The following is a 19310-nucleotide window of genomic DNA, read 5'->3' on the forward strand; positions in this document are numbered from 1 at the left end:
ATGGCCTCCCCTTATTCGCCAATGATTTTTACGAGTACCCGTTTTTTGCGTCGGCCATCAAACTCACCGTAGAAAATGCGCTCCCAAGTGCCGAAATCCAAACGACCGTCCGTAATGGCCACCACGACTTCCCGGCCCATGATTTGCCGCTTCATGTGGGCGTCGGCATTATCCTCGCCCACGTTGTGCCGGTACTGGGAAACCGGTTCGTGAGGGGCGAGTTTCTCCAGCCAGACATCGTAATCATGGTGCAGGCCGGATTCGTCATCGTTGATGAACACCGAGGCCGTGATATGCATCGCGTTGCAAAGAACGAGCCCCTCCTTTATGCCGCTATCGTTGATGCACCGCTGCACTTCACCTGTGATGTTGATAAAAGCCCGGCGGGTGGGAACGTTGAACCATAGCTCTTTTCGGTAGGTTTTCATGGTTTATCTCCTTAGTAAGGGCTGATAGCCGTCCAATTGCCAAAGTCGGCTACGTCAGATCGCACTGACAGGGCGAACGCTGGACGGAGCGAGGGGTTATATGAGCCAAAATTGGACATTAATCAGGGCGATGTCAGGCATTGCCACCCCAGAGGCCTTTGACCTGCGCAGCCAATTCCTCCCGCGTCACGTCAGCGTATATCAAGGTCGATTGAATCGAGACATGCCTAAGCTGTTTCTGAACGGCCCGCAAGTCTTTTTGTCGGCTGTACAACTCTACGCCGTAACTGTGCCGCAAGGCATGAACGCTTTTTCCCGGTTCGTAGAGTTCCAGTCGCCGAAGATATTTTTTCACGATCAATTGGATGGCCTGTGGGGTCCAGGGCCCTCGTTGCCCAATGAAAAGAAAATCATCGGGAGCGGTGGGCTCCCTGTTAGCCGTTTTCCATCTGATAAAGGCTTTTAGGTGTTTTTTCAAGGATTCAGGAATAATAACATGGCCGTTGATGGCGTCCTTGCCGTTGCGGACAAAAATGGCACTCTCGCCATAACCAGCTTTAACGTCGCCGCAGCGCAGGTTAGCCGCTTCGCTCACGCGGAGCCCGGTACAGGTCAACAGGTCAATTACCATCCACTCGCGCACCCCGGTTAGGTTCCCTTTTTGATGATCCAGTTCTGCCACATCCCGCACCGTACGGCGCAAAAGCCGGATTTGTGGAGCGGTAAAATACTTAACGCCGTCCACGTTGCGGGATGGACGCGGGGTTTTACCGGCCTGGCCGCGCAAGGTGCCGGGGAAAGCCACTACATTACGTCTTTCCATGGGGCACCCCCTTTTATTGTATGATTTCGTATTTTAGGTCGGGAACCTTTTTAAGCAGATAGCGCAAATGGGTACGCAGCTTGCCGGTTTTGTAGCCGGTGGCTTCCACCATGGCGGCGACGCTAACCTGTGCCGGGGTATCGGCCTTTTCGGCTTCGGCCAGGGTTTTAGCCACAAAGTTGTCCATGATCTCGGCAGTGGTACCCAGCCGGTGTCCATACGGACTCTTTGAGGGGGTGGGATTAGGTGCGGATGGGGCTTTAGTGGTTGAGGTTTTCTCGGGGGCGGGGGCCTTTTGAGGTGCGTTTTTCTTCTGAGTTGCCATTGGTTTTCTCCTGATTTAAAAGTTTTCCGTTGAGTTTAGGGGCAAAGTTTCGTCCGTGAAACCTTGCCAGACAAGGGTCCGTATACATCTTCTCAAAATAATAGAAGTAATTTATTTAGGGTTATAAAATATCTTTTTGAGAGAAGTAAAGAAGTATTTCTTCTGTGGAAGAGGACACGGGTAAACGCGAGGAAGTCCACTTAACCCTTTAGCGTGAATAGCCAAGCACAAATTGGAAATTGACAGCCAAATTTTGTTTTGTTCTTATGTTATTAATTTAAATTAAACTGATAAGCAGTAGAAAGCCGGGGGATTAGAAAGGGTTTGCTAATTTAACATTATTCAGAGTGGGAGGGGGGCGGACAATGCAAAACATTATAATATCCGTTTTGTGTGTGGGTGTCATATGTTCCAGTGCAACTTCCGCCCCTATCGATTATCCAGGCGGTCCGGCTGGCCTGCAACGTAAAAACGAGCAGATTAAAGCAGCTATGAAGGAGCGCCAAAGACGTATCGATGAGGAACAGCGCCAAAAAAGGAAAATCGAAGAGGATAGGCAAAAACTTATTGAAGAACGACGGCAGTTAGAGCTGGAGCAGTGGCTCGCCAATGAAAATAGGTTAAAAGAAAAATATAACAAAGAATACATAAATAATGAAACTGATGGCTTCCAATATATCAGGAATGCCGATAATTACGATTCATTAATCAAACACTTCTCTGCATCGTTTATCACCGATGAAATAAAACATAACCATCCAAAAAAATCAGCTAAGTTTCAAGAAAATGCTTCAAGAAACAACATGGCCTTTGCGGCTATTATTTTTCATGATATGGACACTTTGATCGATTATTTAGCTGAACTATTACGATCAGGCGAGAAAAACAATATTCAGGGTTCAGAAATTTATAAAACAATAAATGCCGAACGAGAAAGGCTGATAAACATTCGCGCAGAAGTTTATCTTGATGCTTTTTCACGTGAGGAAAAAATTTTTAATAAGATTACCGGCCTCAAGTTTTATTGCACCAGTGAAACAGTAAGAAATACGCTCGCGGCTTGTCTTAGCGAGCCAGGTTGGCAGCCTTCATCTGGTTATCTATATAGCCTGCAATATATGCAAGTGATGCAGAGCGTCGGGGAGGGTGTACTTATGGTTCAAAACCCTTTGCTTACAGTTGGGGGAAGAACGGCTTTTTTGTACACCCGTAAAGATTTAGTGGATCGTCAAAATTTAGATGGGCAATACGCTAATTATATCGGTGCTTATAAATATCAATCATTGACAGGTCCGAGAAAAGTCTATTCTTTCCGGATTTTCGATTTTCGCAATGATCAAGTTGTAGGCGGAAAACAATTTTATTTTTATCCCAAAATTCTTGATATCAGCAATATTGAAGACGAAGTTATTCAAGAGGCATTTGGCGGCCTTGAATAGGGGAAATAATGAAAGGAGATTCTATGACCAAGCCATGCCCTATTTGCGACACTGAAATTGATGAAAGCAAAATTATGTATACAGGAGACAACACAGATTTTTATCCCTGCCCTACATGTGAAAATTTTGACATATACCGCCCATATCTCGAAGAGCTTCCTAAAGAAATTAAAAAGTATAGGGGGCTAAAGGAAAAAATCCAAAAAGCTATAAAGGAACACCCAACAGGCGGTAATCGGTACTTTATCGACAGAACCGTTGTTAAAAAATTGCTTTTCGAAATATAGAGTAGGCAAATCAAGGCGCTGGCGATGCGGCGGGCGTGCCGCATACGGCCGGGTATTTCAAAGGCCAGTCAGGGGTTGCAACATGGTCATGTTCAAGGGTGTTTGCTTGATTCCAACTCTGCCGTAAGGTAGCCTTCCGGTATTCGAAATTAGGGATATTGTTGTTTTTTCCGTTTTCTGTTTTCCCCTTCAAAAAAAAAGAACATCACCCCCAAGGGGTGATTAAGGCCTACCCTAAGCGGATGGCTGTCTGAGACGCAGGAACACTAAGGACGCAAGGACGTAGTGAGTCAAGGCACAGGCAGACGCTTAAAGGCGTAGGCCGAAACCGAAGGTTTCCTATATAACCGGGGTATAAAGGTCTTAACTTACTAAAATTAAGGCATATATAAATTGAAAAAAGGCGGGTCTAACTTTCTAACCCCTTGATATTGCGTAGTAGACCCGCCTTTTCTTGGGTTTTAGACACGCCTTTCGGCGTGTCTAAACAAGCTTAATGACCATGCGGGTTTCTACTCTCTGAAAAGAGTAATGGCTTTAGCTGGCGTGGATTAGCGGGGATACACAGTGAACTGATGCAGCAATGGCTTGACTTTAGTTTTGTGGCTTGGTGACCAAAAATAAACTGGACGATGATTAAAATTACCATCTTTGTTGGTATATCTGACGAATCCACCGATAATCAATGGCGCTCCGCCAGGCTGTTTAACCTTGGCTTTCTTGGCGCGGAGGACCAGCCCTGAATCCACAAGGGCTTTAACGTACCGCTCCGCTAATCGCGGGGAAATGTCGCAGTGTTTCGCAATTTGCTCAGGAGGTGCATAGACCAGGACCGGAACCCTTTTTTGGAATTCCTTCTTTTTCTTGCCATCCTTGTTTGTTTTGGTCACCAGCATTTTAGTGGTTGGGGTTCCGTGATTGTACGAGGCCGATTGGCTGGCGGAAAATCCTAATGCGCTGCAAATGAGGTATTCAAGAATGGTCAACAAATGCCGGGTGCTCTTATGCTTGAGATTTGCCATAACGCTCTTGTCGTTGCGTATCCAGTTTAGTGAATCTGTGCTACGCTTCTTAAAAGTATCCTGCGACCACACAACCCATGCCTTAATCTCCCCTTTGAGCTTTTTGCCAGCGGCAGTTTTAGCCCAGTAACCTGCTGGGCTATCCAAAGGGTCACCTTCCAGTTTTTCGGCGAGGTCCTGCTCCAGTAATTGCCGGATGAAAGGCGTAAGTCTGTTTTGGGGCATACGGGGGAAGGGATCTTCTATAACTGGCGGATTGTGATTTTGCCCCTGTTCAAGGGATTTGAGCATGCGCTGACTGCGGCGGCGGTTTCTATCCTCGGTTGTTTCAGGTTTTGAAATGGGTATCTCTGCGGGCTTTGGTGCCGGCCTTGTACGGCGGGGTATGTAATTGCAATCCATAACACGTTCCCTTCAACGCCCTTCTTGGGAAGCCGGGGGAAGGGGCGGCAAGGGAACCGCCTTTTCGGGAGCGACCCTATCCCCCCGGATATTGAATCATTATTACATTAGCGCTTGAAAAGTTAAAAATTAACATCGCCATAGGTCGCGAGGCAGAGTGCCCTCGGCTCGTTGAGCAGCCGTAACAACCTGTAAAGCCACGCTAATTTGATTTCGGCGGTCACGGTTGGGTGCCGCTTGCAGCATCATCGACAAGAGGTCACGTGCTTTTTCGAGATCGGCCTGGGGACCGATCAGTTTTTCCACTTCCGGTGGCATTTTTTCCATAATCAATCTCCTTATATTCCAATCATAATCTTTTGAGTTTGTGCTGGTCACACATCAGAAACCGGCTGTTTTTGACACCAAAGCGGTGCACAAACTCTAAATAATTTTTTGGAAGGGATGCCCTGGGGCATCCCAAACCCCAGGGCATCCGGAGGGCGGATTGAAACGGGCGATTGACAGTTTCGCCCGCAAAAAGGAGGACCGCCCCATGACAGACATTTATTTTTGTTGTTTCTGTGGAACCAAAAACAACAAGTCCTCGTGCCGAGGAGCCGCATTCCCTGACGGCTGATTTGTGAAACCAAGCCGTCGGAGGTGCGCACGGCGGTTATGGGCAACCGTTTCGGCCAGGGCTGCGCGTTCAATCGCCGAATCATTCATCAGTCGGGTGATGCGTCGGCTCTCGGCCAACGGGTCCATGCACTTCCGGCTTCCCGTCCGTGCGAAAACCCGCTGCACCTGTGTTTGAGCCTCACCGGCATTTTCAAACCGGCGGCTCTCGGCGCCACTGGTCGGGGCAAAGCCCAACCGTTCTTGAGGGCTGCGCTGCCGGGTGTTAACCAACTTGAGGCTGGCAGAACCTTCCGCATCTTTGCGGGCGGCGGCAAGCTTGGATTCAATGGCAGCCAAAGCTTTCTTGCGGCCATTTTCAAAATGTTGTGAGTGTGACATTTTCATAGCTCCTTTCGTGTTCAAAATTCGGACATCACGACCCGCACGACCACGACCTTCTGCGATCAGGGCAACGTGATTAAAACGTAACTCCGTCTGCAAAGCGTCATAAGTGGCGTTATTGAAAACACCTGGTTCAAAGATGGTTTCGGCCATATACGCCGCGCTGATCTCCGGCAATTCCTCGGCTTCAATCGCCCGGATGGTTTCCGGGTCGGTCACCAACAAATCGCAAACCAAATAATCCCCATCCAACTTAGGGGTTCCGGCCACACTGCCAACGGAGTAATTTTTGACCAGCTCTGGCGTGAGCCAGGTATGATCGCCCGCTACGATGGGAATGCCCTCAAGGCTACGCAGGGCCGCAGAGGATGCCATTTCATTTTTCGTGACCAACATGTTGAAGAGGCCTTGGCCGGGGGGCGGGTCATCCAGCTCCGAGCGATCATAGGGCATAATCCGTTCTGCAAGCACCCGCGCTCGGCAACGTAAGAAACCGTCCGGGGTTTTCTCCCAATGAGGCCTTTCGGCCTTGTTTGCAAATGCGATTTTCATAATTCATCTTCCTCCATAGTTTCTTCGGGAATTGGATACCGTTCCCGCAAGACTTCAAGATCCCGTGCAGGAATGGGCTGCGTGGGCGGTTTAGGTTGATCGTCGCTAAATGCCGTCCGCAGCAGTTCGAGCATCACCTTTGCGCGGTCATCCGCCAGTTTGGGTAAGGGGATCGGTGGAACCCATAGGCCGTGCTCCATCAGCCAGATTTCACGCAGAAGCTGCTCCCGCTGGACAGGTTCGGTTAACACGCCCAGCAACATTTCAATTCGCTTGCGATTGACGGTCAAGACGGCAACGGCTGGGGTTTGACCTTTGGCTTCCTGTTCAAGCCATTCAATTCTCCTTTTTATGCTCATGCCTTATCCTCCCTTTGCAGGAATTGGTCTTCCAAAGCGGTGATACGATCCTCAAGATCCCCGCGTTCAATGATGCCTTTCAGGATGTTGGCCAGGTAAGCCATTTTGGAAGCCACAGCCGGTTCTAAAGGACCATTGCCGGGATCGGCACGGTTGATAAGCCCGGCCACATAGCGCCGAATATCCGCGATGCTTTTTAGGCGACGAGCCATTAACCCCTAACCCCCACAGGAAAGTCCTTTTATATTAGGGTGATATCCCAGTCTCGATGCTGAGAAATGGCCCACTTGAATACGGAAAAGGAGCATTTTAGCGGCCTTGTTCCGGCTGTGCCAGATAAGCTGCGATTAATTCTTCAATCTTTGCTGAGGCCGTTATCTCATCTTTCAGGCAGCGCACCTTGAACTGCTTCCACAGGGCGGCATCAACCTGTATCCCAATGTTGGTTCGAACCTGCTGCGGATATTGTTGCTTGAAACTGGCAATTTTTTCTTCGATGTACCGCAGCGCCTTTTGGCGACCTTGTTCGTAGGCATCAGAATTTTCCATCGCTTCCTCCATCATATGTGTTACGTTATTTATATTATATATCATATAATATACCTTAAAATCAGAAAAGTAAAGCGATTTTAGATCATAACTTACTGGAAACATAAATTATATAAAAAGTTTACTATCAAAATGAGAAGGAAAACGCTTCTCCCTCTGTGGAGCGCTGAGAGCTCCAAAACAAGGCGTCGGTTTTTGGGGTAGGTAGGGTTGGCTATGCCGAAGCGAGCGACCTGTGGCGGACGGCTGGGATAGTCACATGGGGAACCAAGGGAGAGGCGGGGGCCAGGAGCGGCCCCCTGTGATTTTAGTTCGGTAAACCTTTCAGATCTTGCAGCAGCCCAGTCAGTTCAAAGGGCAGAGGATGATTAATAGCGTTTACTTGGCCTTTACCAGCACCAACCCCTCCTTGACGCCGCTGTCATTGATGCACCGCTGCACCTCACCGGTGATGTTGATAAATGCCCTTCGGGTGGGCACCTCGAACCAGAGTTCTTTGCGAAAGCTTTTCATGAGCAACTCCAATGGTTGTTTAAAAGTAAACCCGGATCGAAAAAATTGATGGAGCGTCTTTTCTCGGCATTCTCTTTATAGTTCATAATCATCCCTCTGTTCAATATTATTGCTTCCCATAATGATGGGATTGCTTAGATCTTTACTCAAGGCGAAGCACCACTACCCGGCAGCATCTGTGCTGCCGAGGCCGCCATCAGAAAGGCCGGTTATTCCCACTCGCCGCCTTGACGAAAAATCTGAATTCTGAACGAGTTGCAGGCTTTTATAAGCAAGGCATCAAAGTTACAAAATCCAACATCTGCATTGGACAGCAGACAACGATCCTGAATGCGTGCAAGATTTATAAATGTTTGCAATTGTTAAAAAATTAATATAGATAGCATTCGCAGCATTGTTAAGGTTCAATTTTAATTGGCATTTAATCTAATGAGATTGAGGAGCTTTTTTTTTGAGAGCGATAATAGACCATTTTATTACAACAGAATTATTTGCTTTTATATTCTATCGATTTACCCGGTTATATTCCAGGACTTTTCGACTAACAATTGAAAATGAAGAAGAATGGCTGGAGTATTTAAACAATGGCGGAATTGTTCTGCTTTGCACATGGCATCAGCAATTTTTTTCTGCTATCCGTCATTTTCAAAGTTATAAATCCTTCAAGCCGAGTCTAATGATCAGTCAAAGCAAGGACGGAAAAATTGTTGCCGGCATAGCAAAGCGAAGCGGCTGGAATCCAGTTCGTGGCTCTTCTTCAAAAGGCGGTACGTTAGCTTTAAAAGATATGATTGCCAATCTTAAAAGATCAAAACTTTCAGGTCATATTGTAGATGGCCCAAGGGGACCTTCTGGTGTTGTAAAACCAGGTGTAATTCGTTTGGCCCATGCCACTAACGCGGTGATTGTTCCTTTTTATGTTTTTGCAGAAAACAGTTGGCATTTTAAAAGCTGGGATAAATTTCTTCTGCCAAAACCCTTTTCCAAAGTAATTCTTCGTTTTGAGAAAATGATTCCTTTACAAAGAACAAAGGATAGAAATCTTTTTGAAAAGCAAAGAAAGCAACTTGAAGATATTATGATCCCGGCGTTGAAGCTGTAGCCCGATTCCATGACGTATGGCAGTCGTCTAGCGCAAGTGCTACTTTTTAACAAAAGACACGGGGCAGTTGCTTTTCCAAAAGGCCCTGAAATCCTTATTATACTTGGGAAGTTTGGTCATGCTTCGGAAAAGGCTTTTTCTGTCGATTTTTTTATCTGTTCCATCCACGGACTTATTTGGGCAAACCATTTCCGAAAACCCTGACATTCCTTTTTATTTTTCCTTTAAGATAACCTGCTGTGCTCTCATCATACCCGAGCCATTCAAGGGCTGCATCCATACCATCTTCAATTACGTTGATTTTTAGATTACCTGAACGAAGCATGTGTGCAGCAAACTCCGCTAACGTCCGGTGTTTGTCTGCGTTGATTAGAATTGCACAACGGTAGTCTCTGTCTCCATATTCTTCAACTTGTATCTCACACGCTCGTTGTAGTCCCTGAAAGGTTATCTTTTCAATTCCCTGAATAGAACGACAATCGACCAGACGTCTTATCCGTTTCCATTCCTTCATCTCGATTTGAGATGTCAAAACGTGGAGGTACAAGTCATGGTCGTCCAAAACGCCCATGCCTTGAGCATAACTGAAGTTAGACGATGAATAATAGTACCGTGTAAATGCCATCGAAAGTAATTGTCTGGGTATTCAAGAAAAATAGAAATTATTTCCTAATAAGGTACACGACTGTAGTTTGCATTTTTTAACGTGGAGTGATTTTTTCGCAATACATATAACACCCACGTATAGCCTCACTTGGGTATAGTAAAATGTGTATTTGGAATCCGCTGCATGCCCCCGAACTGGTGTGATAAATAATTCCAAGTTCGGACATTCGACAGCCTTGAAAAGTCTATCTTACCCAAAAGAACTATGAGCCGTTCTCCGTTGTGACTCGATAGGATAGATGTACATATCGCAGGAACTGACTTCTTGATAGAAGTGCGGTGAAAGCCACCTGAATCATCCCTTTGTAGGTGTTCTCAATACGCAAAATTTTGGCTTCATTTTTTTACTGATCGAAAATATTGCCCATATTTGCACTAATCTGCTTTATAAATTTTTGGCACGCTTCGTTCGTAACCAGCAATTCATTGTAACGATTGCTGTTGTTAATGGATATCGCCACCATATTCGCGGCTAGCCGCAACAAATCAAGATCGTTATCGTTGAAGTCCCCTTCTTTCTTGTTCAATGATTGAATGGTGCCCAAACACAACTTAGATAAAACTAGTGGCGCACAAACTATGTTGTAGGTTTTAAACCCGGTCAAGTCATCAAGGTCTTTACAAAAGCGTGGACCTTTATACGCGTCATTAACTACAGCCGGCTCATGGTTCGTGAATACCCATCCGGCGACACCACACGCTTTCGGAATACTATCTACATGTTTTTCAAGATCGAGAGACGAAAATATCGTAAGTTGCTGATCCCAATGCTGGAATAAGAAAATTGATGATCTCTCAGAATCCATTATTTCATTAAGGTAGTACATGCAGGCCGAAAGAACGGTTTCGAGATTGCTCTTTAGATCGAAAATTTGCGATAATTTTTTTGACAGGCGGTAAGACCTTGTCGTGCTCTCTCTTCCATTTTTATTTCCTTGTCAGAACGTCTCTCCAAAGGTCAAAAAATATCAACTAAAAAATATTCATAAGGTGGCTTTCGGTTCTAACGTTTTTTATAAATTGGATCGCAATAATATTGAAAAAGAAAAAAAGCGTCATAGAAGAATATAATTTTATAAAATGACTTGATGATTGTGTCAATATTTTTCCAGGATCATAATTCTTTGACCAACCGATCTGATTCCGGCAAGGCAGCACCTTGTGATCGGTTCAGAATTTTTTGAATACTGAATGCTTTCAAAATTTTTTTTTAAAAACAACTTTAGCGAGTATGATTCGACTTCCAAATTTTTGCTATTATTTGTGGTATCATGGGAAAATGTATGGGAGTTTGGTATAGCTATAATTAAAGCTCACAATATCTGATATAGCGAGCCTACCGGAAGTTCAGATGGACCGGAGCCAACACTCTGGGTTTTGCGAATCCAAAAACATCGAGAAGGGAATTGAGGCGTATCTTCAATATTGACACATTTATTCAATTTTACTATAAAATAACTTACTAAACCCTCTTATTTATTATTTGTTGCAAACAACTTTATCGGTCTGGCTTTGGACTTTGACAAGCGGCAGCAGCTGATGCCGTGTATTCCTTATTCGTTAGAATCGTTTCCGGTAATTTTTCGCGAGTTCAGGATGCGCTTTTTTTATCTGGGTATACTTAATTTTTTTGAGAAGTTCCTTTTATTTTCGGTCGAATAATGATTTGATTTCGGGAACTACTTTGCAACGACTTCATCAGCATAAACGGCGATGCCTTCGCCGGTTCACCGATCGCCAGCTAAAAGAACGCGCTGAAAAATACTCTCGTTTGATCGAAGCCAGCCAAGCGATTACATCTGAATTGAACTTTGATTCGCTGTTCAGGATCATTTCTGATCAGATCGGCAAGATTTTGGCCGTCCAAAAATGCTCTATCTTTTTGATCGACGATACTGAGTGCAATCTATGTTCATTTGTTTCACCCGATCTGGCAGCAAACCAGATTCAATTTCCTAAGGATCAGGGTATTGCCGGCTGGGTATACTGCAATCAAACGCCACAGATGGTCAACGATGCCTATGGCGACCCCCGCTTTAATCAATGGGTTGACCGCAAAACCGGATCGCGGACGGTAAATCTGATCTGCGTGCCTTTGGTGGGCCGTCAGCAACTATGCATCGGCACGATGCAGGTACTCAATAAAAAGAATGGCGACTTCACGCAGGAGGATGTCGATATCCTTACCTACATGGCCAGCTACGTCGCCATCGCCCTGGAAAACTCCTTTTTAGTCAAGGAATTAAAGGCCACTGACCGCGCTAGACAAAAGGCCATCCATCATCTGTCCCACGAAATGAAAACGCCGTTGTCAATCCTGTCCGCCGTGTTGGGCCGTTGTGCCCATTTGGCCCATGACCATGATTTGCTCCATCTGGACAAGACCCTTCAGCGCGGTATGCGCAGCATCCGTCGACTGGCTGATATTCAGGAAAAGGTCGGAGACATCATCGGTCAGAAAATGGCCCATTGCGAGCGCCAGTATGTCACCATCTTCCAGAACCTCATCGACCTGATTGACGAGGCCGGTGAGGACCCCACCCTGAATTGTGAGCCAATTTCGCATCATGTCATCGACCGGATTCGATCGATCCTCGCGTTGGGAGACGCCAAAGTCGAGAAGATCCAACTGGATCGTTTCTTGAAGACAACCGTCCACCACATCCAAACCCGCATTGCCCATCGTTCCCTGAATCTGACCGTCAATGTTGAAGACGATCTGCTTGTGAATATGGACCCAACGATCTTGCGTAAAATATGCGACGGCTTGCTGAAAAACGCCGTTGAAAACACCCCCGACGAAGGCTGGATCGTTTTGCAGGTCGGACAATCGGACGATCAGATCGTTTTCGCCGTCCGCGATCATGGGGTCGGCATTACCGAGGAAGATCAAAGGCACATTTTTAAAGGCTTCTTTCATACGCAAGCGACCCTGGAGTACCGGTCAGGAAGGCCCTATGCATTCAACGCCGGCGGTGCGGGAATGGATTTGCTGCGCATGCGCACATTTGCCGAACGATTGGGATTCACGATAGCCTTTACCAGCCGCCGCTGTCGCTTTATCGCGGCGACGACCGATCGCTGCCCCGGAAACATCCGTCGGTGTCCCCACATCCAATCGGCTGCAGACTGCATCAATTCCGGAGGCAGCACCTTTACGGTAACGTTTCCCTCCAAGGTCAGCGCGTTCCGTGGATCGCCAGCGACCGCTGGCAGGCGCTGGACCTGCGCCGGATTTCATGGACTGATCGGATCGGGAAACGTTGCATCAAGGACCGAGACCCCTTCGACCGTCAACCGCTGTTGGGAGTAATGCATGCATAGACTTAATCTGCACCGGATGGTCCGTTTTTTCAGCCCAGCGGAACGCACCGAGGCGTTGCTGCGCCACCGCCCTGCCGTCCTCGGCGCTATTGCTCTCTTGACGCTGCTGTGGGCCGCCTTCATCCCCAATCTCACCTTTAAGACCTCCGTCCACGATCTGGTCATCGAGGATCTTCCCGAAACTGCCAGATACGAGGTGTTCAAATCGATTTTCGATTCCGAAGAGCTCATTCGCATCGTCATCAAATGCGATGATGTATACGACACCTTGAATTTTCAGAAGATCGCCCAATTGGAAGAGACTTCAGCCGCCATTCCGGGAGTTCAGCGCGTCATCGGCCTGGCAGGCATCCGGAAGGCCGTGGACCTGTCCGGCAGTTGGTCCATGGATCAATTCGCCAAATTCGTCGCCGGGGCTGAGCTGTTTCGAAACAACCTGGTTTCCGACGACCACCGGACGACCCTGATCACCCTGGTGTTGCAAGCCGATGCAGATCAAAGTGCGGTGATCGATGCTGTACAGCAGCTCATCATTGACGACGGAGACAGCACCCTTCGTCTTTACCAGATCGGCATGCCCTTGATCTCACAGGCCCTGGCCCAGTTCACCCTCAACGATTTTATGCGCTTGCCGCCAATCACCTTCCTGCTCATTACCGTGGTTCTGCTGGTCTTGTTCAGAAGCGTGATCTATGCCCTGGTTCCCCTCTCCTGTGTGATTCTATGTCTGGTCTGGACTTTTGGAATGGTGTCCCTGTTGGGCGTTCCCCTTTCAATTCTGACCATGATCGTGCCGGTCTTTCTCATCGCCGTGGGGACAGCCTATTGCCTGCACATCCTGGCCGAATACCGCACCATTGCCGCATCTGCCGCCGAAACGGGTGGGACGGCCATCAACGCAACGACCGTCACTTTTACCAAAACGACCCTGCCGACCCTGCTGGCGATCTTGACCACCCTGCTTGGCCTGGCTTCGCTTTTCGTCAACCGGATCTCGGCGATCCGTGAATTTGCGCTGTTTGCCTGTTTAGGCATGCTCGTGTTCATGATCCTGATGCTGACCTATCTGCCGGTGCTTGTCAGCTTCATCCCCGCCCGAAAAAACGTGCCTGCTGAAAATACGGCCTCGGCATCCGCCATGGATCGGATCCTCGGCTGGATCGTCGCCTTGAACCTGCACCATCAGCGCAAGACCCTGGCAGTGCTGGCCGTCATCGTTCTGATTGCCGGCACCGGGGTGCTTCGCCTGCGGGTGGAAACCAATCCGGTGGGCTATTTCAAGGAAGACACCCAGGTGGTCCAACACTTCCACGACATCTACCAGCATCTGTCGGGCAGCTTTCCCGTCAACATCCTAATGGCATCGGCGGAGGAGGATTATTTCGAAGACGCACAGCACATCGCCGAGATCGAAAAACTTCAGCATTTCCTGGATGCCCAACCCGGCGTGGACAAGACCCTCTCTTTTGCCGACTACCTGAAGCTGGTCAATTACGTCTCGAACAAGTTCGATCCGGCGTACTACAAGCTGCCCGAACAGTCCTGGGAGCTGCGCATGCTGATCAACACCTACAAATCCCTGCTGGGCAAAGACATTTACAACGCCTTCATGGGGCCGACCCTCTCCCAGGCCAATATACTTCTGCTCACCCACATCTCCAGTTCCAGGGATTTTCTGAATCTTCGCCAAACGATCCTCCGGCATGTAGATGAAGCAATGCCCAAGGATCTTACGTGGGATGTCACCGGCCTCGGCATCGTCATCTCGGCGTCCAGCCACCACCTGGTTGTCGGTCAGCTGAAAAGCTTTGTCCTGACCATGGTGGTCATCTTCATCATTATGTTCGCCCTGTTTCTGTCGGCCAAAGTGGGTTTGATCGCCATCGTTCCCAATCTGTTTCCCATCGTAATCAATTTTGGCCTTATGGGATGGCTGGGCATCGAGCTTTCCATGGCCACCAGTCTTATTGCCAGCATTGCCATCGGTTTGGCCGTTGACGACACGATCCATTATCTGGTGCGATTTAACCGCGAGTTCAGAATAGACCTTGATGATCGACGCGCCCTTAAGGAGACCATCTTCCACATCGGCCGCCCGATCATCTTTACCACCCTGACCATTGCCACGGGTTTTGTAATTCTCGCCTTTTCAGGCTTCAAACCCACGGCAATCTTCGGCACCATGATGGTGGGTACCATGTTAACAGCCCTGGTCGGAGACCTAGTGCTGCTGCCAATTCTGATCCAGCGCGTCGAGCTCGTCACCCTCTGGGATCTGGTGCGCATCAAGATGGGGGGGGACACGGGGTTGGGAATCCCCCTTTTCAGGGGGCTTTCACGCGCCGAAGCCCACTCCATCATCATGGCCGGAACATTGAAATCGGTAAGTTCCGGTGAAATTCTGTTTTACAAGGGTGATACCAGCGAATCGATGTACGCAATCATATCCGGTCATTTCGATGTGATTGACTACGATCCCACCTGCACCTTGAACGACCACGAGGGCATCCAGAAATGTATCGCCAAGATCAGCACCGGCGATATTCTCGGTGAGATGGGGTTGCTGAGAGGCGCTCCCCGTTCGGCCACGGTCGTAGCCACCGAGGATAGTGAACTGCTGCCCATCAACTGGAAGGTGATCCAGCGGCTGCAATGGCTCTATCCGCCCACGGCGCAGAAGTTTTTTGTCAACATGATGGGCATTTTGTGCGACCGGGTGGAGCGGCTGACCGTCTGCCTGGCTCAGGAGAGCCTGGTGGATGATCTCACCGGCCTGAAAAACCGCAAGGGATTTGCCCGGTGCCTTGAACAGGAGGCCAACCGTGCCCGGCGTCTCGGACAGTCCCTGCAAATGGCCGTTATCGAATTCACCTTTGCCGAGAATAACGACGGCCATTCGACGGAAATGAAAAACCGATTGCTGCGAAGTATTGGCGAGGCCTTCACAGCCGGTATCCGCCGCTGCGACTTGATCAGCCGGATCGATACGGACCTGTTCGCCATGCTGATTGCCGCGGTATCCGAACAGGAAACCCGTCAGATCCGGACACGACTCCAGGAAAAAATCGACGGTCTGAAAGCCCGATTCAATCCGGGCGTTGACTTCGCGATGACCTTCCGTGTCGCGCCCCTCGAGGTGGTCGGCGACCTCGACGGTGAAAAGATCATCGAGCAGACCCTGCGAAAGATCAGGGAAAGAAGAACCCTGCGTGCGAACAATTGATCCACAAAAACCATGTCGCATTCAAGTGATTTCCCTAATCCCTTCTATACTGAGGAGACATCACCATGCTGAACCTCCAAAAAGTCAAGGAAGAGTACTGTATCCGGCAGATCAAGGACGCCTATCGCCGCACTTACAGTGAAATGGAGAAGGACCTGGGCAACATCATCGCCTGGACGGCCCACCTGGCCCTGGAAAACATCGCCAACTCCGACGCCCTGTATCATGACATGGAACACACCATCATGGTCACGCTGGCCGGACAGGCGATTCTGGAAGGCAAGCACTTGTCGGAAGGCGGCGTAACGCCGCGTGCCTGGGCCCATTTCATCATCGCCCTGCTGTGCCACGACATCGGCTACGTCAAGGGAATCTGCGCGGATGACAACGGCTATCTGCTTGCCACCGGCGTCGGCGACAAGAAGATCAAACTCCCTAAAGGCAGCACCGACGCGCAGCTGGCCCCCTACCACATCGATCGAAGCAAACGCTTCGTTATCGAACGGTTTGGCAAGAAGGTGCTCGACGAATCGGGCGGTCTGCTGGACGCTGAACGGATCGCTTCCTACATTGAAATGACGCGATTTCCGGTTCCCGATGACGAGGCCCACAAGGATACCGCCGGTTTCGCGGGCCTGGTAAGGGGCGCGGACTTCATCGGGCAGCTCGCCGATCCCAACCGGATGCAGAAATGCACCAACCTGTTCTACGAGTTCGAAGAGCTGGGACTCAACAAGAAGCTGGGCTACAAAACCCCCGGCGACCTGCGGGCCTGCAACGCCCAGTTCTATTGGGATGTCGCCAAACCCTATGTCCAGGACGCCCTCGCATACCTCAAGGTCACCCACGAGGGCAAACAGTGGATCGCCAACCTGCAGTCCAATGTGTTCGGCGGCTACTTGTTCGACAACGGCCAGCAGGAAGATTTCCGACCCAATGTTGCCAAGAAAGCGCTTTAATACGGTGACCCGACCCCGATGAAACTCAACAAACTCCGGCAATACATCCGAGGCGTTTTCGCCATTACGGTTCTGTCCATCGCGTTGACCGTCTTTCTGTTTGTGATCGATGTACCCATTTTGCACCTCTTCGAACTCAAGCTTTACGACATGCGCCTGCAGCAACGCGGCAAACAGCCGGCCGTAGCGGTCATCGCCCTGGCCATGATCGATGAAAAAAGCCTCGACAAGGAAGGGCGCTGGCCCTGGCCGCGATCAAAGATCGCCGAACTGGTCAACCGGCTTTCCGACGACGGCGCCAGGGTGATCGCCTTCGACATCGGTTTTCTGGAACCGGAGGTGAACACCACCGTTTACCTGCCCAAGGGGGCCGACCAGGCGCTGCGTCAGTTGGAGGACACGGAAGATCGCCGGCCGGGCGTCATGCGGGATCGCGTGCAACGGGATATCAACGACCGGCTGCTGGCCGATGCGATCCAGCAGGCCCGAGCGACCACCATCCTGGGCTATTTTTTCCACATGAACGCCGCCGATCTGGACTACGACATCGGACAGGCGGAAATCGACCGCCAGCTGGCCCTGATCGGCAACTCCAAGTATCCCATGATTCTGGAGGAAGACCCCGATACGGCCGACCAGACATTCATTACCGCCCACGCCCCGGAGTCGAACCTGAAAATGCTGACCGACGCGGCCGACGCCTCCGGGTTTTTCACCGTCACCAGCGACCGCGACGGGGTGGTGCGGCGGGTGCCGCTGATGATCCAATGCGGCCAGGACCTCTTCCCTCACCTGACCGTGCTCAGCACCTGGTACTTTCTCGATCGCCCCCAACTGATCGTCAACGTGCCCCGCTACGGAGTAGAGGGGATCCGGATGGGCGGCCGCTTCATTCCCACCGATGAGAACGGGCAAATGCGCATCAATTACCTCGGGCCGCCCAAAACCTTTCCCCACTACTCGGTCACCGACATTCTACACGGCCGCACGCCGGCCGGCACCTTTACCGACCGCATCGTCATCGTAGGGGCGACCGCCGTCGGCACCCACGATCTGCGCGCGACGCCGTTGAGCCCGGTCTTTCCGGGAGTGGAAATTCACGCCAACATCATCGACACCATGCTCACGGGGCGCTTCATCAACAAACCCCAGTGGTCGCGAATCTTCGACCTGCTGGCGATCCTGACCATCGGCATGCTGCCCGGTTACTACCTGTCCCGGGTGCGGGCGGTCCCCGGTATTTTGATTACCCTGGGCATCTTTTCCCTTCACATCTTCGTGACCCGATGGATCTTTGTCCACCTCAGCCTGTGGCTGAACATGATCTACCCGCTCCTATCGTTGATTATAAGCTACAGTCTCATCACCGTATTCCGCTATTCCACCGTGGAGCGCGAGCGCCGCAAGATCAAGGGCACCTTCCGGCAGTACGTGGCTCCCATGGTCATCGAAGAGATGCTCAAGGACCCCGACCAGCTCAAACTGGGCGGTGAAGAGAAGATTCTGACGGTGCTCTTCTCGGACCTGGAGCGCTTCACGAGCTACTCGGAGCGCTACGGACCGCGGGAGATGATCAAGATTCTCAGCGAATATTTCAACCGGGTGTCCGAGGAAATTTTCAAGCAGCGCGGCACCCTCAAGGAGTACGTGGGCGACGAGGTGATGGCCTTTTTCGGGGCGCCCATCGAGCAGCCAGACCACGCCAAACGGGCCTGCGAGGCGGCCCTGGCCATGCGGGACGCCCGCCACCAGTTGTCAAGGGAGTGGGACGATACCGGTCGGCCGATTCTGCACGCGCGCACCGGGGTCAACTCCGGCCCCATGCTCCTGGGCAACCTGGGGTCGCGCTACCGTTTCGCCTACGGTGTGCTGGGCGACCAGGTCAATCTGGGCTCGCGCCTGGAGGGCCTCAACAAGCAGTACAAAACCAGCATCATTATCGGCGAGAATACCTACGAACTGGTCAAGGATGATTTTATCCTGCGAAATCTGGACCTGGTGCGGGTGGTGGGCAAGGAGCAGTGCGTGCGGGTGTACGAACTGGTCGACCGCGCCGGCGTAACCCTGTTACCGGAACACCAGGGTGCCCTGGAGGCTTATGCCGCCGGCTACGACGAATACTGCCGCCAGCACTGGGATCAGGCGATCGAACACTTCAAGCGGGCATTGGAACTGCGCCCCGACGACGGCCCGTCCAAGACCATGCTGAAACGTTGCATGGTCTATCAGGATGACCCGCCGCCGGAGGATTGGGAGTGTGTGTTTGAGCCGAAAACAAAATAGCCTAAACGGCTTTGGGTGTGGGTAGGAGAACAAAGTACGATGCTAAAGACGC

Annotated in this window: 19 protein-coding genes; 7 read left to right on the plus strand and 12 right to left on the minus strand. The window is 50.2% G+C overall.

Features of this window, described 5'->3' with window-relative positions:
* Positions 1-11 precede the first annotated feature (11 nt).
* From GN111_RS16150 to GN111_RS16160, 3 genes are all read right to left on the minus strand, one after another.
* Entirely contained in the window at positions 12-428 is a 417-nt protein-coding gene (locus GN111_RS16150; RefSeq protein WP_155304733.1) for a secondary thiamine-phosphate synthase enzyme YjbQ, read from the minus strand.
* A 133-nt stretch (positions 429-561) separates the two neighbouring features.
* The gene (locus GN111_RS16155; protein ID WP_155304734.1) at positions 562-1251 is read right to left on the minus strand and encodes a tyrosine-type recombinase/integrase; all 690 of its coding nucleotides are present in this window, start codon (positions 1249-1251) and stop codon (positions 562-564) included.
* Positions 1252-1264: 13 nt separating this feature from the next.
* The gene (locus GN111_RS16160; protein ID WP_155304735.1) at positions 1265-1576 is read right to left on the minus strand and encodes a hypothetical protein; all 312 of its coding nucleotides are present in this window, start codon (positions 1574-1576) and stop codon (positions 1265-1267) included.
* Positions 1577-1941: 365 nt separating this feature from the next.
* On the opposite strand from GN111_RS16160, the gene GN111_RS16165 reads away from it, so the two are divergent.
* Complete coding sequence (locus tag GN111_RS16165) at positions 1942-3015, plus strand: hypothetical protein (protein WP_155304736.1); 1074 nt, start codon at positions 1942-1944, stop codon at positions 3013-3015.
* 23 nt (positions 3016-3038) lie between these two features.
* The gene (locus GN111_RS16170) at positions 3039-3302 is read left to right on the plus strand and encodes a hypothetical protein (RefSeq protein WP_155304737.1); all 264 of its coding nucleotides are present in this window, start codon (positions 3039-3041) and stop codon (positions 3300-3302) included.
* A 551-nt stretch (positions 3303-3853) separates the two neighbouring features.
* Here GN111_RS16170 and GN111_RS16175 read toward each other — a convergent pair.
* The 7 genes from GN111_RS16175 to GN111_RS16205 all read right to left on the minus strand — a co-directional run bounded on the left by GN111_RS16175 (position 3854) and on the right by GN111_RS16205 (position 7701).
* Positions 3854-4726 carry a hypothetical protein gene (locus tag GN111_RS16175; protein WP_155304738.1) on the minus strand — a complete coding sequence of 291 codons (873 nt, stop codon included), beginning with the start codon at positions 4724-4726 and terminating at the stop codon, positions 3854-3856.
* Between the two features lie 129 nt (positions 4727-4855).
* On the minus strand, positions 4856-5053 hold the full coding sequence (locus GN111_RS16180) for a hypothetical protein (RefSeq protein ID WP_155304739.1): 198 nt from the start codon (positions 5051-5053) through the stop codon (positions 4856-4858).
* A 219-nt stretch (positions 5054-5272) separates the two neighbouring features.
* A complete protein-coding gene (locus GN111_RS16185) occupies positions 5273-6280 on the minus strand; it encodes a DUF2213 domain-containing protein (protein ID WP_155304740.1) in 1008 nt (335 codons plus the stop codon).
* Positions 6277-6639, minus strand: coding sequence for a hypothetical protein (locus GN111_RS16190; protein WP_155304741.1), 363 nt, complete (start codon positions 6637-6639; stop codon positions 6277-6279). Before GN111_RS16190 ends, GN111_RS16185 begins: the two co-directional genes overlap by 4 nt.
* Positions 6636-6851, minus strand: coding sequence for a hypothetical protein (locus tag GN111_RS16195; protein WP_155304742.1), 216 nt, complete (start codon positions 6849-6851; stop codon positions 6636-6638). The genes GN111_RS16190 and GN111_RS16195 overlap by 4 nt, the downstream gene beginning before the upstream one ends.
* 97 nt (positions 6852-6948) lie before the next feature.
* A complete protein-coding gene (locus GN111_RS16200; protein WP_155304743.1) occupies positions 6949-7188 on the minus strand; it encodes a hypothetical protein in 240 nt (79 codons plus the stop codon).
* A gap of 378 nt (positions 7189-7566) precedes the next feature.
* Positions 7567-7701: a YjbQ family protein gene (locus GN111_RS16205; protein ID WP_331457719.1), complete on the minus strand. Its 135-nt coding sequence runs from the start codon at positions 7699-7701 to the stop codon at positions 7567-7569.
* A 451-nt stretch (positions 7702-8152) separates the two neighbouring features.
* Between GN111_RS16205 and GN111_RS16210 the strand changes: the two genes are divergently transcribed.
* Positions 8153-8803, plus strand: a complete 651-nt coding sequence (locus GN111_RS16210) for a lysophospholipid acyltransferase family protein (protein WP_155304744.1) — start codon at positions 8153-8155, stop codon at positions 8801-8803.
* A gap of 172 nt (positions 8804-8975) precedes the next feature.
* Here GN111_RS16210 and GN111_RS16215 read toward each other — a convergent pair whose 3' ends face one another.
* Both GN111_RS16215 and GN111_RS16220 read right to left on the minus strand, forming a co-directional pair.
* The gene (locus GN111_RS16215) at positions 8976-9365 is read right to left on the minus strand and encodes a hypothetical protein (protein ID WP_155304745.1); all 390 of its coding nucleotides are present in this window, start codon (positions 9363-9365) and stop codon (positions 8976-8978) included.
* A 448-nt stretch (positions 9366-9813) separates the two neighbouring features.
* On the minus strand, positions 9814-10362 hold the full coding sequence (locus GN111_RS16220; protein ID WP_331457727.1) for a GAF domain-containing protein: 549 nt from the start codon (positions 10360-10362) through the stop codon (positions 9814-9816).
* 911 nt (positions 10363-11273) lie between these two features.
* Here GN111_RS16220 and GN111_RS16225 point away from each other — a divergent pair.
* The 4 genes from GN111_RS16225 to GN111_RS16240 all read left to right on the plus strand — a co-directional run bounded on the left by GN111_RS16225 (position 11274) and on the right by GN111_RS16240 (position 19258).
* Complete coding sequence (locus GN111_RS16225) at positions 11274-12782, plus strand: GAF domain-containing sensor histidine kinase (RefSeq protein WP_170302327.1); 1509 nt, start codon at positions 11274-11276, stop codon at positions 12780-12782.
* A 3-nt stretch (positions 12783-12785) separates the two neighbouring features.
* Positions 12786-16016 carry an MMPL family transporter gene (locus tag GN111_RS16230; protein ID WP_155304748.1) on the plus strand — a complete coding sequence of 1077 codons (3231 nt, stop codon included), beginning with the start codon at positions 12786-12788 and terminating at the stop codon, positions 16014-16016.
* A 65-nt stretch (positions 16017-16081) separates the two neighbouring features.
* A complete protein-coding gene (locus tag GN111_RS16235; protein ID WP_155304749.1) occupies positions 16082-16975 on the plus strand; it encodes a metal-dependent phosphohydrolase in 894 nt (297 codons plus the stop codon).
* Positions 16976-16993: 18 nt separating this feature from the next.
* Entirely contained in the window at positions 16994-19258 is a 2265-nt protein-coding gene (locus GN111_RS16240; protein WP_155304750.1) for a CHASE2 domain-containing protein, read from the plus strand.
* Positions 19259-19310: the final 52 nt, after the last annotated feature.

It is taken from the genome of Desulfosarcina widdelii, assembly GCF_009688965.1.
GTDB lineage: Bacteria > Desulfobacterota > Desulfobacteria > Desulfobacterales > Desulfosarcinaceae > Desulfosarcina > Desulfosarcina widdelii.